Annotated in this window: 12 protein-coding genes; 4 read left to right on the top strand and 8 right to left on the bottom strand. The window is 71.1% G+C overall.

Annotation, left to right across the window (positions count from 1 at the left end; all coding sequences use genetic code 11):
• Positions 1-9: 9 nt before the first annotated feature.
• The 5 genes from K883_RS05305 to K883_RS05285 are packed head-to-tail and all read right to left on the bottom strand — an operon-like array spanning position 10 to position 9,994.
• On the bottom strand, positions 10-765 hold the full coding sequence (locus K883_RS05305) for a TVP38/TMEM64 family protein (RefSeq protein ID WP_036453917.1): 756 nt from the start codon (positions 763-765) through the stop codon (positions 10-12).
• Positions 762-2,483 (bottom strand): exodeoxyribonuclease V subunit alpha, encoded by a 1,722-nt coding sequence (gene recD, locus K883_RS05300; protein WP_051701143.1) that lies wholly within the window; start codon positions 2,481-2,483, stop codon positions 762-764. Before recD ends, K883_RS05305 begins: the two co-directional genes overlap by 4 nt.
• Positions 2,480-5,785 (bottom strand): exodeoxyribonuclease V subunit beta, encoded by a 3,306-nt coding sequence (gene recB / locus K883_RS05295; RefSeq protein ID WP_036453915.1) that lies wholly within the window; start codon positions 5,783-5,785, stop codon positions 2,480-2,482. The genes recD and recB overlap by 4 nt, the downstream gene beginning before the upstream one ends.
• Positions 5,785-9,087, bottom strand: coding sequence for an exodeoxyribonuclease V subunit gamma (recC, locus tag K883_RS05290; RefSeq protein ID WP_036453913.1), 3,303 nt, complete (start codon positions 9,085-9,087; stop codon positions 5,785-5,787). The genes recB and recC overlap by 1 nt, the downstream gene beginning before the upstream one ends.
• A gap of 40 nt (positions 9,088-9,127) precedes the next feature.
• Positions 9,128-9,994: a cyclopropane mycolic acid synthase family methyltransferase gene (locus K883_RS05285; RefSeq protein ID WP_008260968.1), complete on the bottom strand. Its 867-nt coding sequence runs from the start codon at positions 9,992-9,994 to the stop codon at positions 9,128-9,130.
• 158 nt (positions 9,995-10,152) lie between these two features.
• Here K883_RS05285 and K883_RS05280 point away from each other — a divergent pair, with 158 nt between their 5' ends.
• Genes K883_RS05280 through K883_RS05265 form a run of 4 tightly spaced genes read left to right on the top strand, consistent with a single transcriptional unit; the run spans position 10,153 to position 12,960 of the window.
• The gene (locus tag K883_RS05280; protein ID WP_008260966.1) at positions 10,153-10,668 is read left to right on the top strand and encodes a nitroreductase family protein; all 516 of its coding nucleotides are present in this window, start codon (positions 10,153-10,155) and stop codon (positions 10,666-10,668) included.
• Positions 10,669-10,716: 48 nt separating this feature from the next.
• Positions 10,717-11,466, top strand: a complete 750-nt coding sequence (locus K883_RS05275) for a class I SAM-dependent methyltransferase (RefSeq protein WP_008260964.1) — start codon at positions 10,717-10,719, stop codon at positions 11,464-11,466.
• 21 nt (positions 11,467-11,487) lie between these two features.
• Entirely contained in the window at positions 11,488-11,955 is a 468-nt protein-coding gene (cynS, locus tag K883_RS05270) for a cyanase (protein WP_014385825.1), read from the top strand.
• On the top strand, positions 11,956-12,960 hold the full coding sequence (locus K883_RS05265; protein ID WP_008260961.1) for a patatin-like phospholipase family protein: 1,005 nt from the start codon (positions 11,956-11,958) through the stop codon (positions 12,958-12,960). It abuts the gene before it with no gap.
• A gap of 110 nt (positions 12,961-13,070) precedes the next feature.
• On the opposite strand, the gene K883_RS05260 is transcribed toward K883_RS05265, so the two are convergent.
• The 3 genes from K883_RS05260 to K883_RS05250 form a co-directional block, all read right to left on the bottom strand.
• Positions 13,071-13,550: a hypothetical protein gene (locus K883_RS05260; RefSeq protein WP_008260959.1), complete on the bottom strand. Its 480-nt coding sequence runs from the start codon at positions 13,548-13,550 to the stop codon at positions 13,071-13,073.
• A complete protein-coding gene (locus K883_RS05255) occupies positions 13,547-15,934 on the bottom strand; it encodes a molybdopterin oxidoreductase family protein (protein WP_036453911.1) in 2,388 nt (795 codons plus the stop codon). Before K883_RS05255 ends, K883_RS05260 begins: the two co-directional genes overlap by 4 nt.
• Positions 15,935-15,995: 61 nt before the next feature.
• A complete protein-coding gene (locus tag K883_RS05250) occupies positions 15,996-16,691 on the bottom strand; it encodes a crotonase/enoyl-CoA hydratase family protein (RefSeq protein WP_008260954.1) in 696 nt (231 codons plus the stop codon).
• Positions 16,692-16,702 lie beyond the last annotated feature (11 nt).

Genomic DNA, 16,702 nt, shown 5'->3' with positions numbered 1-16,702 from the left:
GCTGGTTCGCTAGCGGGCTTCGGATCCCGGCTCTGGCGAACCGGTGTCCGCGTCACGGCCGGCGTGAGTGCGCCATCTCCGGTAGCCGCGGTGGGCGGCGAACGCGCCGACGATGGCGCTCACGCACCACACCGCGATCGCCGCGTAGGCCAGCGGCGACGACCGGTTGCCGATCGAGGCGCCCAGTGCGGTGTAGACGAAGGCCCGCGGAACCGAACCGATGAACGCGCCAACGGCCATCTGCCACAACGGAACTCCGAACGCCCCGAACGCGTACGAGGCCAGCGCGTCCGAGATGCCGGGGACGAAACGCTGCCCGACCACCGCCCACAGCCCCCGGCGCCCGATCAGGGCGTCGAAGCGGTCGGCGCGCTGCGCGCCCAGCAGCGCCCGGGCGCTGTCGCGGCCCGCCCGCCGGCCGACGAAACTCGCCACGATCGCGGTGCCCACCGTCGCGCCCAGCGTGACGAACACGCCCAGTAGCGGACCGAACAACAATCCGCTGCCCGCGGCCAGAATCGAGCCCGGCACGAACAGCGCCCCGGCCACCGCCGAGACCACGACGTAGGTCAGCGGGGCCGCAGGCCCGGTGGCCGACACCACCCGCCGGATCTCCTCGATGTCGATGACGTGCGCGACGGCCACCAGGTAGAACACCACGGCCAGGAAGGCCGCGAACACCGCGAGCCGCACGACCGGGCCCCGCCGCGAGACGGGTTGGGACGCCGGGGCGGGCCGGTCGCCCGCGCCCCCGCCGTCCGTCACGTCGCGGCGGCGTCGGCCCGCAGCCGTTGCCGCAATCCGGTGGCCCGCATCGCCCGGCGCTCGATCGCCGCGCGCACCGAGGCCTCGGGCCCGACCACCCGCACCCTGGTCTGCGCCCGGGTCACGGCCGTGTAGAACAGTTCCCGCGTCAGCAGTCGCGAATCCTCCGGCGGTATCAGCACGGTCACCTCGTCGGCCTGGCTGCCCTGACTCTTGTGGATGGTCATGGCGTGCATCGTCTCCACCTCGCCGAGGCGGCTGGTCGCGAAGTCTAGCGGCCCGCTCGCGCCGGCGATGACCGCCCGCAGGCCCTCCGCGCCGGCCACCGCCACACCGGTGTCGCCGTTGTAGAGCCGCAGGCCGTAGTCGTTGGCGGTCACCAGCAGCGGGCGCCCGGCGTACCACTGCGACCATGCCGGCTGCCCCGTCGCGTCGGCAATCCACTTCTGCACCAACGTGTTCCAGTGCGTCGCCCCGTACGGGCCCTCGCGGTGCGCGCACAGCAGCCGGTGTTCGTCCAGCGTGGCAAGCGCCTCGTCGGCCGCGCCCAGCAGCGCGGCCGACCGCAGCCGCAGCGCGTGCGCGACGAGCACCTCGCGCAGCCGATCGGCCGGGCGCTGTGCATCCACCCACTCGACGTGCTCGCCCCCGGCCGCCAGCAGCTCCACCACCCGGTCCGCGTCGCCGACCCGGATCGCCTCGGCCAGCGCGCCGATCGACGTGCCGTATCGGTGCGGCGTGCGCAGGGCGGCCACCCGCACGTCGCCGCGGGCGGACAGCCCGTCCACCAGGTCGGCCAGCACGGCGCCCGCCTCCACCGAGGCCAACTGGTCCGGGTCGCCGACCAGAATCAACCGGGAGTCCGGGCGGACCGCTTCGGCCAGCCGGGCCATCATCGTCAACGACACCATCGACGTCTCGTCCACCACGATGACGTCGTGCGGCAGCCGGTTGGCGCGATTGTGCTTGAACCGCACCGACGTATCCGGCCGGGGACCGAGCAGCCGGTGCAGCGTGGTCCCGGACAGGCCGGCCAGCCGCGCCCGGTCGGCCGCGCCGAGCCGTCGGGCTCCCGCGGCCACCGCCTCGGCCAGCCGCGCCGCCGCCTTGCCGGTCGGTGCGGCCAGCGCGATCCGGGGCGGCGGCATCCCGGCCCGCTCGGCATGCTCGAGGAGCAGGGCGAGCAGCCGCGCGATCGTGGTGGTCTTGCCGGTGCCGGGGCCGCCGGTCAGCACGGTCACCGCCTGCGACACCGCGATTTCGGCGGCGGCCCGCTGCTCCTCGTACCCGGGCTCGAAAAGCCGTTCGTAACTGGACGATTCGATGCCGATCGGCGACGCCGACAGGGCCAGCAGGTCGGTGCACACCTGCTCCTCCTCGAGCCAGTACCGGTCGAAGTACAGCAGATCGCCGAAAAACCGCAGCACCGGCGGCGGCCCGACCAACGCGCTGGCCCGTACCGCCGCCAGCCAGTCGTCGGCGCCGGGCCACGGCAGCTCGGCGTCGCCGAGCAGCCCGGACGCCGCGCGGAGATCGACGCAGACCGAACCGCCCCGCAGCGCGCGCACCACCAGCGCGACCGCCAGGGCCACCCGTTCGTCTGACTCGCCGGTGAGCGCGGTAAGCCGTTGCGCCACATGGACGTCCGCCGCCTCGAAGACGCCGGCATCGCTGAACGTGCGCAGCAATCCGGTCGCGAACATCACGTCTGCCGTCATGCGGGCACCTCCCGGGCGTCGAGCAGGTCCGACAGGGCCGTGATCAACGACGGCGGTGGCCGCCAACTGAAGACGCCGCACGGGTGCCCGTCGCGCACCGGGGTGTCCGCGCCGCACATGCCGCGCACGAACAGGTAGAGCACACCGCCGAGGTGCCGGTCCGGGTCGTAATCGCGTATCCGCCACCGCAGGAACCGGTGCAGCACCGCGCAGTACAGCAACGCCTGCAGCGGATAATCCGAGTGCAGCATCGCCTCCGCCATCCGCGGCCGGTCGTAGTCCGCGGCCGTCAGCGGCCGCTCGGGATCCCCGAGCAAGTTGGTCTTGTAGTCCACCACCACGAAGCGGTGCCCCGCGCCGTCGGGAATCCGGAGCACGGCGTCGATCGAGCCGGTGAGGTACCCGCGCAACGACTGGTCACCGAGCGCCCGGTCCGTCAGCCGGTCGGCATACGACACCAGCGGATCGTCGGGCGGCAGGTGCTCGCGCAGCAGCGGCGCCAGGTCCGCCAGGCGGGCCTCCGGCCCCACCGACGGCCGATCGCCGCCGGCCAGCGGAAGCTCGAAGTCCAGTTCCCGCAACCGATCCGAGAGCCCGATGCGGCGCAGCGTCAACCCACCCGCCAAGGGTCCCAGCGGGGTGTCGTGCATCGGCACCATCGCCGCGGCCAGCTCCTCGGGGGTCGCGGCGACCGGCCACCACGCGCAATGCTCCCGGATGTGCTCCTCGAGCTCGGCGGTCAGATCCGCGGCGAACGGGTCGGCCGTCTCCAGCACGGCGTGGACCAGGGAGCCGAACGTCGCGCCCGCCGGAAGGTCCGCCATCGGCGAAGGCACGTCCGGCCCGGCGGCCTTGGAGGACAACGGGATATCGCCGACCTCGTCGTCGAGCCCGGCGACGAGGTCGGGTTCGCTGCTGACCCCGCTGGCCTGGGCCACCCGGATCAGTCCCGAATAGGAGGTGCGCCGCCACGTGGTGTCGATGGCGCGGTGGAAGTGGCGGCTGTCCAGGTGCCGGGGCACCGGCGCGGGCGGCAGCGACGGCGCGGGGGCCACCACGGAGTCCTCGATGACGGGCCCGCCCGCGGCCTCCCATTCGCGCAACCGGGCCAGTGCGTCGTCGTCGGAGACCTTCGCGGGTTCGCATCGGTCCGGAACGACCGGATCGCCGGGCCGGCGCCCGCGCAGCAGCCGCGACAGGCCGCCGTTGGGCTCGAAGTACGCCGGTGACCACCAGGCCACCACCTGTGCCTGCGCCCGGGTCAACGCGACGTAGGTCAGCCTGCTGTCGTCGCTGGCATCCTCTTTACGGCCCAGCCGCTCAACGGTTTTGAAGTCGGGGCTGTCCTTGCCGCCGACGTGCAGGCAACGCGTGCCGTCCTCGTCGTGGAACAGCACCACGTCGCTGTCCTGGGTGTTGCGGTTGAACGCGAACGGCAGGTACACGATCGGATATTGCAGGCCCTTGCTGACGAAGACGGTCATGATCTGCACGGCGGCGGCGTCGCTGTCGAGCCGGCGGTTGCGTTCGGGGGCGCCGCCGCGCTCGTCGCGTTGCCGGCGCAGCCAGTCGCGCAGCGCCGGCAGTCCGTAATGCTCGCGGTGGGCGACCTCCTGCAGCAGCTGGGTGACGTGCGCCAGGTCGGTCATGTGCCGCTCGCCGCCCCGCCAGCCGAGCACGCGATCGCGCATCCCGAGCAGCTGGGCGGCCTCGAAGATGGCCGCGACGCCGCGTTCACGGGCGTGACCGGCCCACTCCCGCAGCGTTTTCGCGATACGGTCCGTCAGGGCGTCGCCGCCGGCCGCCAGCGTTTGGGCCGTCTCGCCGAAGAACATCGTCGCCGCGGCGGCGCGGACCATGCCGGGCCGGTGCGGTTGGTCGAAGGCCTCCAGCAGGCACAACCAGTCCTCGGCGGCCTCGGAGGTGAACACGTCGGTGTTGCCGGTGTAGACCGCGGGAACGCCGGCGTCGCACAGGGCCTTGAAGCAGGCGTGCGCGTCCCGGTGCCGTTCCACGATGACCGCGATGTCGCGGGCCTGCAGGGGCTCGCCGTCGAACGTGGCGCCGGCGGCGAGCAGGGCGCGGATGTCGGCGGCGAGGTCGGCGCCGATGTGCTCGCGCAGCTCGTCGATGGGAAGGTTTTGAATGCCGCGGCGTCCCAGGGTTTTTCGCGACACGACGCGCAGCCGGAACGGGTCGTTGCGGGGCGCGCCGGCGAGCCGGTGGCCGCGGTGATGCGCGCCGACATCGTTCACCACGATCGCGGGGTCACCGAGCTGGGCGCCGCGCAGCACCACCTGCAGCCGCGCCACAAGCGCGGAATCGCTGCGCCAGTTGGTGTCCAGCGTCTTGCGCTCACCCGCCGTCTGGGCCGCCCGCAGGTAGGTCACGATGTCGCCCCCGCGAAACGCATAGATCGCCTGTTTGGGGTCGCCGATCAGGATCACCGTGGAGCGCCCGCTGAACGCGCGGTCGATGACCTGCCATTGCACCGGGTCGGTGTCCTGGAACTCGTCGACCATGACGATCGGCCAGCGCTGGTGCATCCGCAGCCGGGCGGGGGAGCCGTCGGCGGCCAGCGCGTCGGCCAGTCGGGTCAGCAGGTCGTCGTAGCCGAGGACGCCCAGCCGGCGCTTGCGCGTATCAAGCTCGGCCAGGACGTCGTTGGCGAACCGGAGGCAGACGGCGGCCCGCGAATCGGGGTCCGGGTCGCGCGGCCGCAGCTGGGTCGACGGGTTGTTGACCACCTCGCGGGCCAGCCGCAGCGCCTCGGAGTAGGGCAGCGCCGGGTCGTCGCGCTCCTGCCCGAAGTGCGCCAAGTAGAGGTCGTCGACGATCTCGGTCACCAGGTCGTCGAGGCGCTCCAGCAGGGTCACGCTGCCGGCGGTGTCGCCGGCGACGCCGAGCGAGCGCAGAACCAGCTGGCAGAACTGGTGGGTGGTGGCGATGGTCGCCGCGTCGAAGCCGGCCAGCGCGTCGCGGAGGCGCTGCCGGCGCACCACGCGCTGATCGTCGGTGCCGTCCAGCAGGTACGCCACCAGCTGGTTGTCGCCGACCGTCGACGGGTCGGCGAAAGCCCTTACCGCGTCGACGATTTGACAGCGGACACGCTCCCGCAATTCCTGGCTGGCGGCGCGGCCGAACGTGATGAGCAGCATCTGATCGAGGCTCGCCGCGCCGTCCGCGAGATACCGCGTCACCAGGCCCGCCAACGCGAACGTCTTGCCGGTGCCCGCGCTGGCCTCCAGCACGGTGGTGGAGCGCTCGGCCGGCAACGGGCCCAACAGGTCGAAGCGCTGCATCAGATGAGCTTCCGCTCGGCGCGCAGCATCGGCAGCCACAGCCGGGCCGCATACGCGCCGAGCCGGTTGTCCTCGCCGTCGCACTCCTCGCCCGGCCGCACCGGCTGCATCAGATCGTCCAACGGCGCGCCGCGCCCCCACGCCCGCACGTGCGCCGGCGCCTGGTCCTCGCCCGGGAAGCGGTCGCTGGTCTTCCACCGGCGCCGCGCCTCGGCCGCCGGGTCGTCGCCGCCGTGCCGGGCCGCCGCCCATGCGTAGGACGTCTTGATGGGCAACGGGATCGGTTCCCGCCGTCCCGCGTCGTAGATCGTCACCAGCTCGCGCAGCACCTCGACGGGATCGCCGTCCGGCGGCCCCAGCCCCTCGACCCGGATGCTTCTGCCGCGGCGCATCCGGCCGATGCACACCGCCGACCAGTCGCGGCCGGGGTCGTGAGCGGCCAACGCCAGCAACGGAATCCACGATTCGAGCAGGTGCTTGCCGTCCAGCCTCGAATAGGTCACCGACACCAGGGCGTCGTCGTAGACCGGCGACACCGTGCCGGTGAGCCGGCGACCGGCGCCCAGGTCGACGTCGACGTCATAGGCGGCGGCCGATCGGTGGTCTCGCCGATGCCGCAGCGCCTCGAGCGCCAGCGCGGCGGCCTGGTCGCGGATCTCGGTGACCTTGCGCCAGCCCAGCTGGCCGGGGGGCAGTGTGCCGCGGCGCCACTCGGCCTGCCGCGCGTCGTCGGGGCTCATCCCGCGCAGGATGTCGCCCAGCATCCGGTCGCCGACGGCCCACTCCTCGAGGCCGTTGATGTCGACCGGCATGGCGTCTTGGACGCCGTCGACGTCGTAGGGCAGCGTGAATTCCAGGGCGCGGAAGAAGCCCTTCACCGGGTCTTTGAAGAAGCCGACGAGGTCGGCGAGGTTGACGTCGTCGGCCGGCGGGGGCGGCAGCGGCGCCGCAACGAATTTGGGTTGTTCGGTGTGTTCGCCGGTGGCCGCGCGCGCCGCGCGCAGCACCGTGGGGTCGAAACTGAACGGCACCTTCGGCACCAGTTCGCCGGGGATGACGTTGCGAACGTCGAACGGCTGCAACGGATGCTCGATCACGATGCGGTGGCGCACCTTCGTCGGCGTCGTCACGTCGAGGGCGTCCAGCAATTCGGCCAGCGGCACTGCGGGTGGGCGCGGCTGCCCCGAATATTCGTTGGCGCCGGTGTAGGTGATCACCAGTTTCTCGGTGGCGGCGCCGATCGCGTCGAGCAGCAATTGCCGGTCCTCCGAACGGATGTCGCGTTCCCCGGTCACCGGGCGGCGGGCCAGCGCGTCGTCCCCGTCGACGACACCGAGACGCGGGAACAGCCCGTCGTCCAGGCCGACCAGGCACACCACCCGGTGGGGGACCGAGCGCATCGGGACCATGGTGCACACCGTCAGCGTGCCGGTGCGGAAGTTGGCCCGCGTCGGGCGCCCGGCGAGGTGCCGGGTCAGCAGCGCGCGGATGTCGGGCAGTCGCAGCACCGTGTCGCCCCGCGACCCGGCCTGCGCCAGGACGGCGGCGAACTCCCGTTGCACCTGACCGGTCTGCCACTCCTCGGATTCGTGCACCCGCGTCAACAAGGCGATGGCGTCGGCGAGGGTGGCCAGCCACTCGGTCAATGTCCTTGTGCCGGTGAGGGAGTCGACCACATGGTGCAGCCGGGCGACGAATTCGGCGAACTGTCCGGCCAACGGGACCCGGTTGCTGCTCACGTCGTCGAGCGGCAGCGTCGCGTCGATCCATGCGTTCGAGTCGTCGGACATCGCGACGCCGGCCAATATTCGGTCGATGCCGAAACGCCAGGTGTTGTGCACGAAGTCGACGTGGTAGGGCCGCCGGTGCTCCTGGTCCAATCCCCACCGGATGTTGGCTTGGCGCACCCAGCGGGTGATGGCCTCCAGATCGTCGTCGGTGAACCCGAACCGGGCGCGCACCGGGGCGGCCTGTGCCAGGTTGAGCACCTCGGTGGCCGTCACCCTGCCGCCGGCGAGCCCCAGCAGTTGGGAGGCCACAGCCAGCAGCGAATTGGTCTGGACCAGTGAGCGATCCGCCAGGCGCACCCGTAGCTGGTGGGCGGGGTGCGCGCCGTGCACCACGTCGCCGAGTCCGAAGTCGGCCACGATCAGCGGCGCATAGGTTTCGATGTCCGGGCACATCACCAGGATGTCGCGCGGTTCGAGCGTCGGGTCGTCGGCCAGCAGGCCGAGCAGCACCTCGCGCAGCACATCGACCTGGCGGGCCGGGCCGTGGCAGTTGTGGATCTGGACCGACCGGTCGTCGTCGGCCAGCGCGCGCCCCTGCGGCCGCACGGCGTTGGCGGCGATGTCGGACTGCACCCAGCCGAGCAGCGTGTCCGGGCGCGCCTCGCCGGGCAGGTATTCGTCGGTCTGCGCGTCCGCCGGCAGGCCGCGCTGCAGCTCGCGCAGGTCCCGCCCCAGGGTGGCGAGCAGCGGGTGGCCCACGGCGCGGTGGCTGGTGTCCTCGCGGCGGGGGATCGCCCCGCGCGTGCCGGCCAGCGCGCGCCACAGCCGGTCGCTGGGGTGCGGCAGCCACAGGTGCAGCTCGTGGTGGATGGCCAGGGCGGCCAGCAGCTCGGAGTCGGTGCGCGACAACCGGGTGTGCCCGAACAGCGACAGCCGCGCGGGCAGGTCACTGGGCGCCTCGGACAGCCGCGCGAGGGTCTTGGCGTGGCGAATGTGCGGGGGATCGGCCGCGACCCGCGACACCAGCGCCCGCCACAGCTCCGGCTGCCAGCGCAGGTCCTCGTCGAGATCGCCCACCTCGCCGCCCAGCCAGTCGATCAGCAGTTGCGGGCGCTGCCGTGCGTAGGAGGCGAACAGCCCGGCCAACCGGCGCGCCACCTCGTACCGCCGCCCCCGGCGCAGCTCGGCCTCCGCGCCGGTGTGGAAGTGACCGACATGGGTCGCCAACGGGCGGCACCACGGTTCGTCCAGCGAGTGGTCGATCGCCTCCAGAAGGGGCCACGCCATGGCCTCCGGCGACCACGGATCGTCGTCGGCGGTGCCGGCGATCTCGGCGATCAGCGAGCCGGGGCTGCGGAACGAAACCCCGGCGCACACCCCGCCGGAAACCCCGGCGCCGCGGGCCCGACCGAGCACGTGCGACAGCCGCTGGCTCAGCCAGCGCTCCACCCCGCGCGCCGGGACCACGACGAGCTCGGGGGCGAACGGGTCGGCCGGGGGATCGGCCAGCAGAGCGCCGAGCCCGTCGGCCAACAGATCGGTGCGCTCGGCGCGGTGCAGATGAAGCGGCATTGCGCTGTCACGATAAACCCCGGCGCCCGGGGAGGGGTGCCTACTTCGCCAGGGTGAACTGGTTGACGTCGATGTAGCCGGCCCGGAACGCGTCGGCGCAGCCGGTCAGGTAGCGCATGTAGCGCTGATACACCTCTTCGGACTGGATCGCGACGGCCTCGCTGTGGTGGGCCTCCAAGGCCTCGGCCCAGTGGTCGAGGGTCCGGGCGTAGTGCAGCTGCAGCGACTGCCGGCGTTTGAGGTTGAAACCCATCTTGGACGCGTGGAACTCGACGATCTCGATGGCCGGCAACTGCCCGCCCGGGAAGATCTCCGTGGCGATGAATTCGTTGAAGCTGGTCTGCTCCTCGGTCATCGGCAGGCCCCGCTCGACGATCTGCTGCGGGGTCAGCATGGTGATCGTGTGCAGCAGCATCACCCCGTCGTCGGGCAGGAGGCGGTGCGCCATCGCGAAGAAATCGTCATAGCGGTCGTACCCGAAGTGCTCGAAGGCGCCGATGGAGACGATCCGGTCCACCGGCTCGTCGAACTCCTCCCAGCCGTGCAGCAGCACGCGGCGGCTGCGTTCGGTGTCCATCGAGTCGAAGAGCTTCTGCACGTGGGCGGCCTGGTGTGCCGACAGGGTCAAGCCGATGACGTTGACGTCGTACTTCTCGATCGCGCGGCGCGCCGTGGCGCCCCAGCCGCAGCCCACGTCCAGCAGCGTCATCCCCGGCCGCAGGCCCAGCTTGCCCAGCGAGAGGTCGATCTTGCGCAGCTGGGCCTCTTCCAGCGTGATATCTCGGCCGCGGTCCCAGTACGCGCAGCTGTAGGTCATGGTGGGGTCGAGGAACAACCGGAAGAAGTCGTCCGACAGGTCGTAGTGGGCTTGGACCTCTTCGAAGTGCGGCGTCAGGTGCTCTGCCACGGCGGCCACCCGCCTTTCTGACTTGGGGCATTCAGTTGTTCACGAGCCGCCCGCCCGGGTGGTTCACCACGTCACCACGACTTTCCCGATTCGGCCGTACGCAAACTTCGGCGGGCTTCGCCGATACTTGGGGGAACAGCCGCCAGGGAGGGAATCTGATGGATGCTTGGGACGCGATCTGCGCGCGGCGCAATGTGCGCGAGTATCAGCCGCGGGCGATCTCCGACGAGGACCTCGACCGGATCGCCGAAGCCGGCTGGCGTGCGCCGTCGGCCAAAAACCGTCAGCCCTGGGACTTCGTCATCGTCACCGACCGCGCCCAGCTGCAGGAGTTGTCCACCGTCTGGCGGGGCGCCGGCCACATCGCCGCTGCGCCGGCCGCGATCGCGATCGTGGCGCCGGTGCCGCCCGACGAGCGCCGGGTGGTCACCGACAACTACGACATCGGCCAGGCCACCATGGCGATGATGATCGCGGCCACCGACCTGGGAATCGGGACCGGCCACTCGTCGGTCGGGGATCAGGAGAAGGCGCGCGCCATCCTGGGTGTTCCCGACGATCACCTGGTGGCTTTCCTGCTCGGGGTGGGCTATCCCGCCGATCGCCCGCTGCGCCCGATCCGCACACCGAATCGCCGGCCGTTTTCCGAGGTGGTGCATCACGGCCGGTGGTGAGACGCGTGAAAAACCTTCGGCGACTTGCTGAGTCGTAAGCTAAGGGGCATGCATGACCACCAGGGCGATTACGGAGTCGACGGTTCGTTTCACAAGTTCTCGGCGCGAACCCAGGCGCTGGGCGTCGGCGCTCAAGTTGTCGCCCTGGCCGTCTGGGCCGCGATCAGCTGGGCGCGCGGCAAGCGGCTCCGGGCGGGGCTGGCGGCGGTGTCGAGCGCCGGCATCGCCGGCAACGCGCTCCTGTACATGTACGCGACGCGGTCCGGGAAATTCGTTGTGTGGGACCGGGTTCTGCGCGATCTGCGGCTCGCCGGCGACGAGACGGTGCTCGACCTCGGGTGCGGGCGCGGCGCGGTGCTGCTGGCCGCGGCCAAGCGGTTGCCGCGGGGCCGCGCGATCGGTGTCGACCTGTGGCAGGCCGACCAGACGGACAACTCGCGGCAGGCCACGCTGGCCAATGCGGTCGCCGAAGGCGTCGCCGACCGCGTCGAGGTGCGCACCGCCGACATGACCGCGCTGCCGCTGGCCGACGAGAGCGTCGACGTGATCGTGAGCAACCTGGCCATCCACAACATCGACGGCCACGCCGGCCGGCGGCGGGCGCTCGACGAAGCCGCGCGGGTGCTGCGGCCGGGCGGCCGGCTCGCGATCGCGGACCTCTGGGAGACGCGTCAGCACGCCGAGCGGCTGCGCGAACTGGGCTGGCGCAATGTGCGGCGGCGCAACCTCGGCTGGCGGATGTGGTACGGCGGCCCGTGGTTCTCCACGCGGCTGGTCACCGCGACCAAACCGGGCTGAGGCGCGATCGGGCCGGCGTGCATGCTGGGACCCATGACGAGAACCGAACTCACCGAACAGATCGTCGTCGCGCGCCTGGCGAAGGGGCTGACGTGGCAACAACTGGCCGACGCCATCGACAGGCCGGTGGTGTGGACGACCTCGGCGTTGCTCGGGCAGCACCCGATTCCGGTCGAGCAAGCAAAGACCCTGGCCGAGCTGCTCGGCCTCGACGAGTCGGTGGTGCCCGTGCTGGCGGCGGCGCCCATGCGGGGCGGCCTGCCCACCGCCGTACCGACCGACCCGACCGTCTACCGCTTCTACGAGGCCCTGCAGGTCTACGGCGGAGCGCTCAAGGAGCTGATCGCCGAACAGTTCGGTGACGGGATCATGAGCGCGATCAACTTCAGTGTCGACATCCAGAAGAAGCCGCACCCGTCCGGTGACCGCGTCGTGGTCACGTTCGACGGGAAATTCCTTCCCTATCAATGGGTTTCGTCGGAGCGGTAGATGGAATCCACCGCACACCAGCCGAAGCCCGTCGATCTGGTGCTCTCCGGCGGGGGCGTCAAGTTCATCGGGCTGGTGGGCGCCATCGTCGCGCTGATGGATGCCGGGTATTCGATCAAGCGGGTGTCGGGGGTCTCGGCCGGTTCGGTGGTCGCGGCGATCCTGGCGGCCGGATCCACCGATGGGCAGCTGACCGGCGCGCAGGTCAAGGAGCTCGCGTTCTCGGTCCCCCTGCGTAAGTGGCGCGACGCCGGACCCGTGCCCTACCTGGGTGCGGCCTGGGGGCTGGTCACCGATTCCAGCATGTACCGCGGCGACGTGGCCTACGACTGGATCCGCAGCGAGTTGAAGAACTTCGGGGTCACCCGCTTCGGCGATCTGCACCTCGACGACGACCGCCTGCTCGAGGGGCGGCGCGACAAGCTGGTGGTCACCGTCGCCGACCTGACCGCGGCGCAGCTGGTGCGGTTCCCGTGGGACTTTCGGCGGCTCTACGGCCTGGACCCCGACGAGCAGCCGGTGGCCGACGCGGTGCGCGCCTCGATGGCGATCCCGTTCTTCTATCGCCCGGTCAAGCTGACGGGCGCCGACGGCTCGACGTCCACCCTGGTCGACGGCGGCGTGCTGTCGAATTTCCCGATCGACACCTTCGACCGCCCCGACGGCAGGGCCCCGCGCTGGCCCACGTTCGGGATCACGGTGCTGCCGAGGCTCACCGAGGGCATCGGCGCGGTGATGCCGGCCCTGAAACCGTTGCGCTTCTTCGAACAGACGGCGTTGCTGGAAAGCCTGGTCACCACCATGCTGGCCGGCCACGACCAGACCCATCTCAGCCGGCCGTGGGTGGCGGCCCGCGCCATCGCGGTCGAGTCGACCGATGTCGGCGTGCTCGACTTCGACATCCCCAAGGGCCGCCTCGAAGAGCTGTACGAGAGCGGCTATGCGGCGGCGCAGGCGTTCCTGTCGACGTGGGATTGGCCGGCTTATCTGGACCGGTTCCGGTAAGCCGTCGCCCCGCCGGGTGAAGTGACGGCTCGTCGCGCACGTGCCAGACTGGCGGCGAGGAGGCGAGAGGAACGCGGTGGCCGCCGATGGCGGTCACCGCGTTCGCCGTTTCAGTTCATCAACACTTGCGGCGAAAGCTCTTTGAGCATCGCGTTGGCCCAGCGCATCTGGCGCAGCGTCTCGGGATGACAGCGCGAGGCCAGGCTCAGCAGTTCGGAATCCTTGGCGGCCTGCGCCCCCTGGGCCAGCAGCTCCCAGTCCAGCGACACCCCCGCGGACAGGCGGTGAATCCGGCGTAGGTCGGCGAGCAGCATCAGCCCCGGCTCCGGCCGGTGCCGCAGCAGGCCGCTGAGGCGCGATTGCAGGAAACCGGTGACCGCGCCGGTGCGGGGATCGGTGGACAGGTGCAGGCCGTAGTGGCGGCCGTGCCGCGCCAGCTCGGCGAGGTGATGGCGTGACCAGCCGGCCAGGTCCTGCGCCAGGTGGCTGACGTCCTGGTCGCTGTGGTGTCGCGCGGCGACCACGTTGAGTTCGTGGGCCAGCTTGCGTTCGGAGCGGTGCAGTTCGCGCAGCGCCATTTTGAGCTTCACGCCTGACCCCCCAAGGCTTCGGCAACCGCCGCGGGCGGGGCGGCGGCGCCGTTCCCGCCGGCTCGCCGCATCCGGCTTTTGCGCAGCCGGGCGGCGGCCGTCTTGAAGATCGGCTGCTTGGACACCGGGTCCCAATCGGTCAGCGTGAGTTCGTTGCCGGCCCGGTGATGCCCGTTGGTCCCGGCATCCCAATAGCCGTAGTGGAAGGGCACGAACAACACGCCGTCGCGGATACCGCAGACCCGCGCCGCGCACCTGATGCAGCCCCGCGGCGTGCTCACCTCGACCAGGTCGCCGTCGGCGATGCCCAGCCGGCGCGCGTCGCCGGCCGAGACCTCGACCCAGACCTCGGGGGCGGCCCGCTGAAGTTGCTGTGCCCGCGCGGTTTTCGTGCGGGTGTGGAAGTGGTAGACGGTGCGTCCGGTGATCAGCGCGAACGGGAAATCCGGGCTGGTCCGCTCATGGGGAGGAACGTATTGGGCCGCCTTGATGATCGCCCTGCCGTAGGGGTTCATCGAGCGGTACTCGTCGGGCTGCAGCGGGGCGCCGGTGATCATGTCTTTGCCGTAGGCCTCGCAGTAGTCGGGTTCCGCCCAGAACTTCGCGTCGGCGTAGAGACGCTCGGTGCCGTCGGGATGTTCTGTGTTGCAAGGCCATTGGATGCCGCTGCCGCCGCGCAGCTTCGCATAGCTCAGACCGGTGTAGTCGCACGGCCGCCCCGCGCTGCATTGCTTCCACGCCTCGAACGCCGACTCGGCATCGGTCCAGGGTGGGAAGGGTTGGCCGTCGGAGTCGCGGAAGTCCATGCGGCGCGCGTAGTCCAGGAAGATGTCGAGGTCCGGGCGCGCGGAACCTGGTGGATCCACGGCCTTTTCGGACAGGTGCACGGTGCGGTCGGCGTTGGTGAAGGTGCCGGTCTTCTCGGCCCACGCCGCGGCGGGCAACACGACGTCGGCCAGCGCGGCGGTTTCGGTCAGGAAGATGTCCTGGACGACGAGGAACAGCCGCTCCTGGGAGAAGATGTCGCGGATGCGGGCCAGCTCCGGCAGCGACACCAGGGGATTGGTGGCGGTGACCCACAACATCCGCAGCGTCCCCTCCTCGGCGAAGCGGAACATCTGCATGGCGTGCGTCGGCGGGGCGTAGTGCGGAATCTGCAGGGGCTCGAGGTTCCACAACGCGGCCAGCTCGGCGACGTGGGAGTCGTTGGACCAGTTGCGGAAACCGGCCAGGTCGCCGTCGGCGCCGCATTCGCGGGTGTTCTCGGCCGTCGGCTGCCCGTTCATCTGCAGCACCCCGCAGCCGGGCTTACCCAGCATGCCGCGCACCAGGTGAATGTTGTTGACCTGCACGGCCGCCGCGGTGGCCTGGTGCGACTGGTAGAAGCCCTGCAGCACGGTGGACAGCAGCCGCTTAGCGGTGCCGAGCAGCTGCGCGGCGCGCCGGATGTCCTCGGCCGGCACGCCGCAGATGTCGGCGACCCGCTCGGGTCCGAACTCTTCGACCCGGCCGCGCAGCTCGTCGAAACCGACCGTGTGCGAGTCGATGTAGTCCCGGTCGATCCAGCCGTTGCCGATGATCTCGTGCAGCAGCCCGTTCATCAACGCGACGTTGGTGCCCGGCACCGGCGCCAGGTGAACGGTGGCGTGCCGGGCGACCGGCGTCAGCCGGGGGTCGACGCAGACGATCGCCGGCGGCGAGGCCCCGGCCAGCCGGTCCAGCATCCGCGCCCACAGCACCGTCTGCGTCTCGGCGACGTTGTGCCCGAACAACGCGATGACATCGGCGTGGTCGACGTCGGTGTAGGACCCCGGCTGCCCGTCGCAGCCGAACGACTCCTTCAGCGCCTCGGCCGCCGTCGCGGTGCACAGCCGGGTGTTGCCGTCGACGTGGTTGGTGCCGATCGCGCCGTGCGCGATGGCGCCCTGCGTGTAGTAGGCCTCCAGGAACAACTGTCCGGACGTGTAGAAGCCGATCGAGCTGGGGCCGTAGCCGTCGAGCAGCTGCTTGCTGCGGTCGACGATCCGCTGCATGGCGGTGTCCCAGTCGCACGGCTTCAGCTCGCCGCGCTCCCTGATCATCGGGGTGGTGAGCCGGTCGGCGGAGGCGTTGGCCTGCCAGCCGAACAGGTCCTTGGGGTCGAGGCGCCCGTGGTTGACGCGGTCGACGGCGCGCCCGCGCACGCCCACGATGCGGCCGTCCTTGACGGCGATGTCCAGACCGTCGCCGTTGGAGTGCAGCACCGCCGCCGATTGCACCCAGCGGTCCACCGACTCGGCGGTGATGCCGTCGGCGAGGTAGGTGTCGACCCGGTCCGGCCATGGGGTGCCGGGTTCGTACGGGGTGCGCGCCCCCCAGGGATCCGCGATGCGATCTGTGGCCACAGGCGTGGACTTCCCCGGCAGCGGGCCCCGAAACCACTTCAGCCAGGGGCAAATCAGCGGGCTAGAGCCCGAATTCGGCCTCGATCCCGTCGATGCCGGCGCGGATGGCGGCCAGGGCGTCGGCCCGGGCGCGCAGCTTGGTGGCGGCATGCGCGCGCTGATTGAGGCCGGCGAATTCGGCGGCGGCCTCCTGCGCGCGGTCCAGCACCATCTCGGGCAGCACGATCTCGTCGATAAAGCCTGCGGCAAGGGCGGTTTCGCCGAAGAACGTCTTGGCCAGCCCCGCGGCCTGCTGGTACCCCGACGGCGTCAGCCGCAGCTTCATGATCTCCAGCGCGGCATACGGGATGACCATGCCGATCGCGACCTCGTTGGCCTGGATGTTGTAGGCGTGGGCCGCCACCCGGTGATCGCCCGACGACAACAGGAACGCCCCCATCGCGATCGCATGGCCGGTGCACGCCATCACCACCGGCTTCGGAAACGACAGGAGCCGGTAGGCCAGCTCGAACCCGCCGCGCAACATGTCGATCGCGGGCTGCACCTCGCCGGAGGTGAGGATCTTCAGGTCGAAGCCGCCGCTGAACACCCGCTCGTTGCCGGTGATCACCAGCGCCCCGGCGTTGTCCCGCTCGGCCTGGTCGATCGCGTCGCCCAGAGCCCGCTGCATGGTCGGGCCCAGCGCGTTGACCTTGCCGTCGTCCATCCTGATGACGGCGAGGGAGTCCTTGGTGCTGTAGTGGACCGGGGCGGTCATGGGTGCTCCTG

Source organism: Mycobacterium sp. TKK-01-0059, from assembly GCF_000709305.1.
Classification (GTDB): Bacteria; Actinomycetota; Actinomycetes; order Mycobacteriales; family Mycobacteriaceae; genus Mycobacterium; species Mycobacterium intracellulare.
This window is presented reverse-complemented; position numbering and strand designations above follow the sequence as displayed.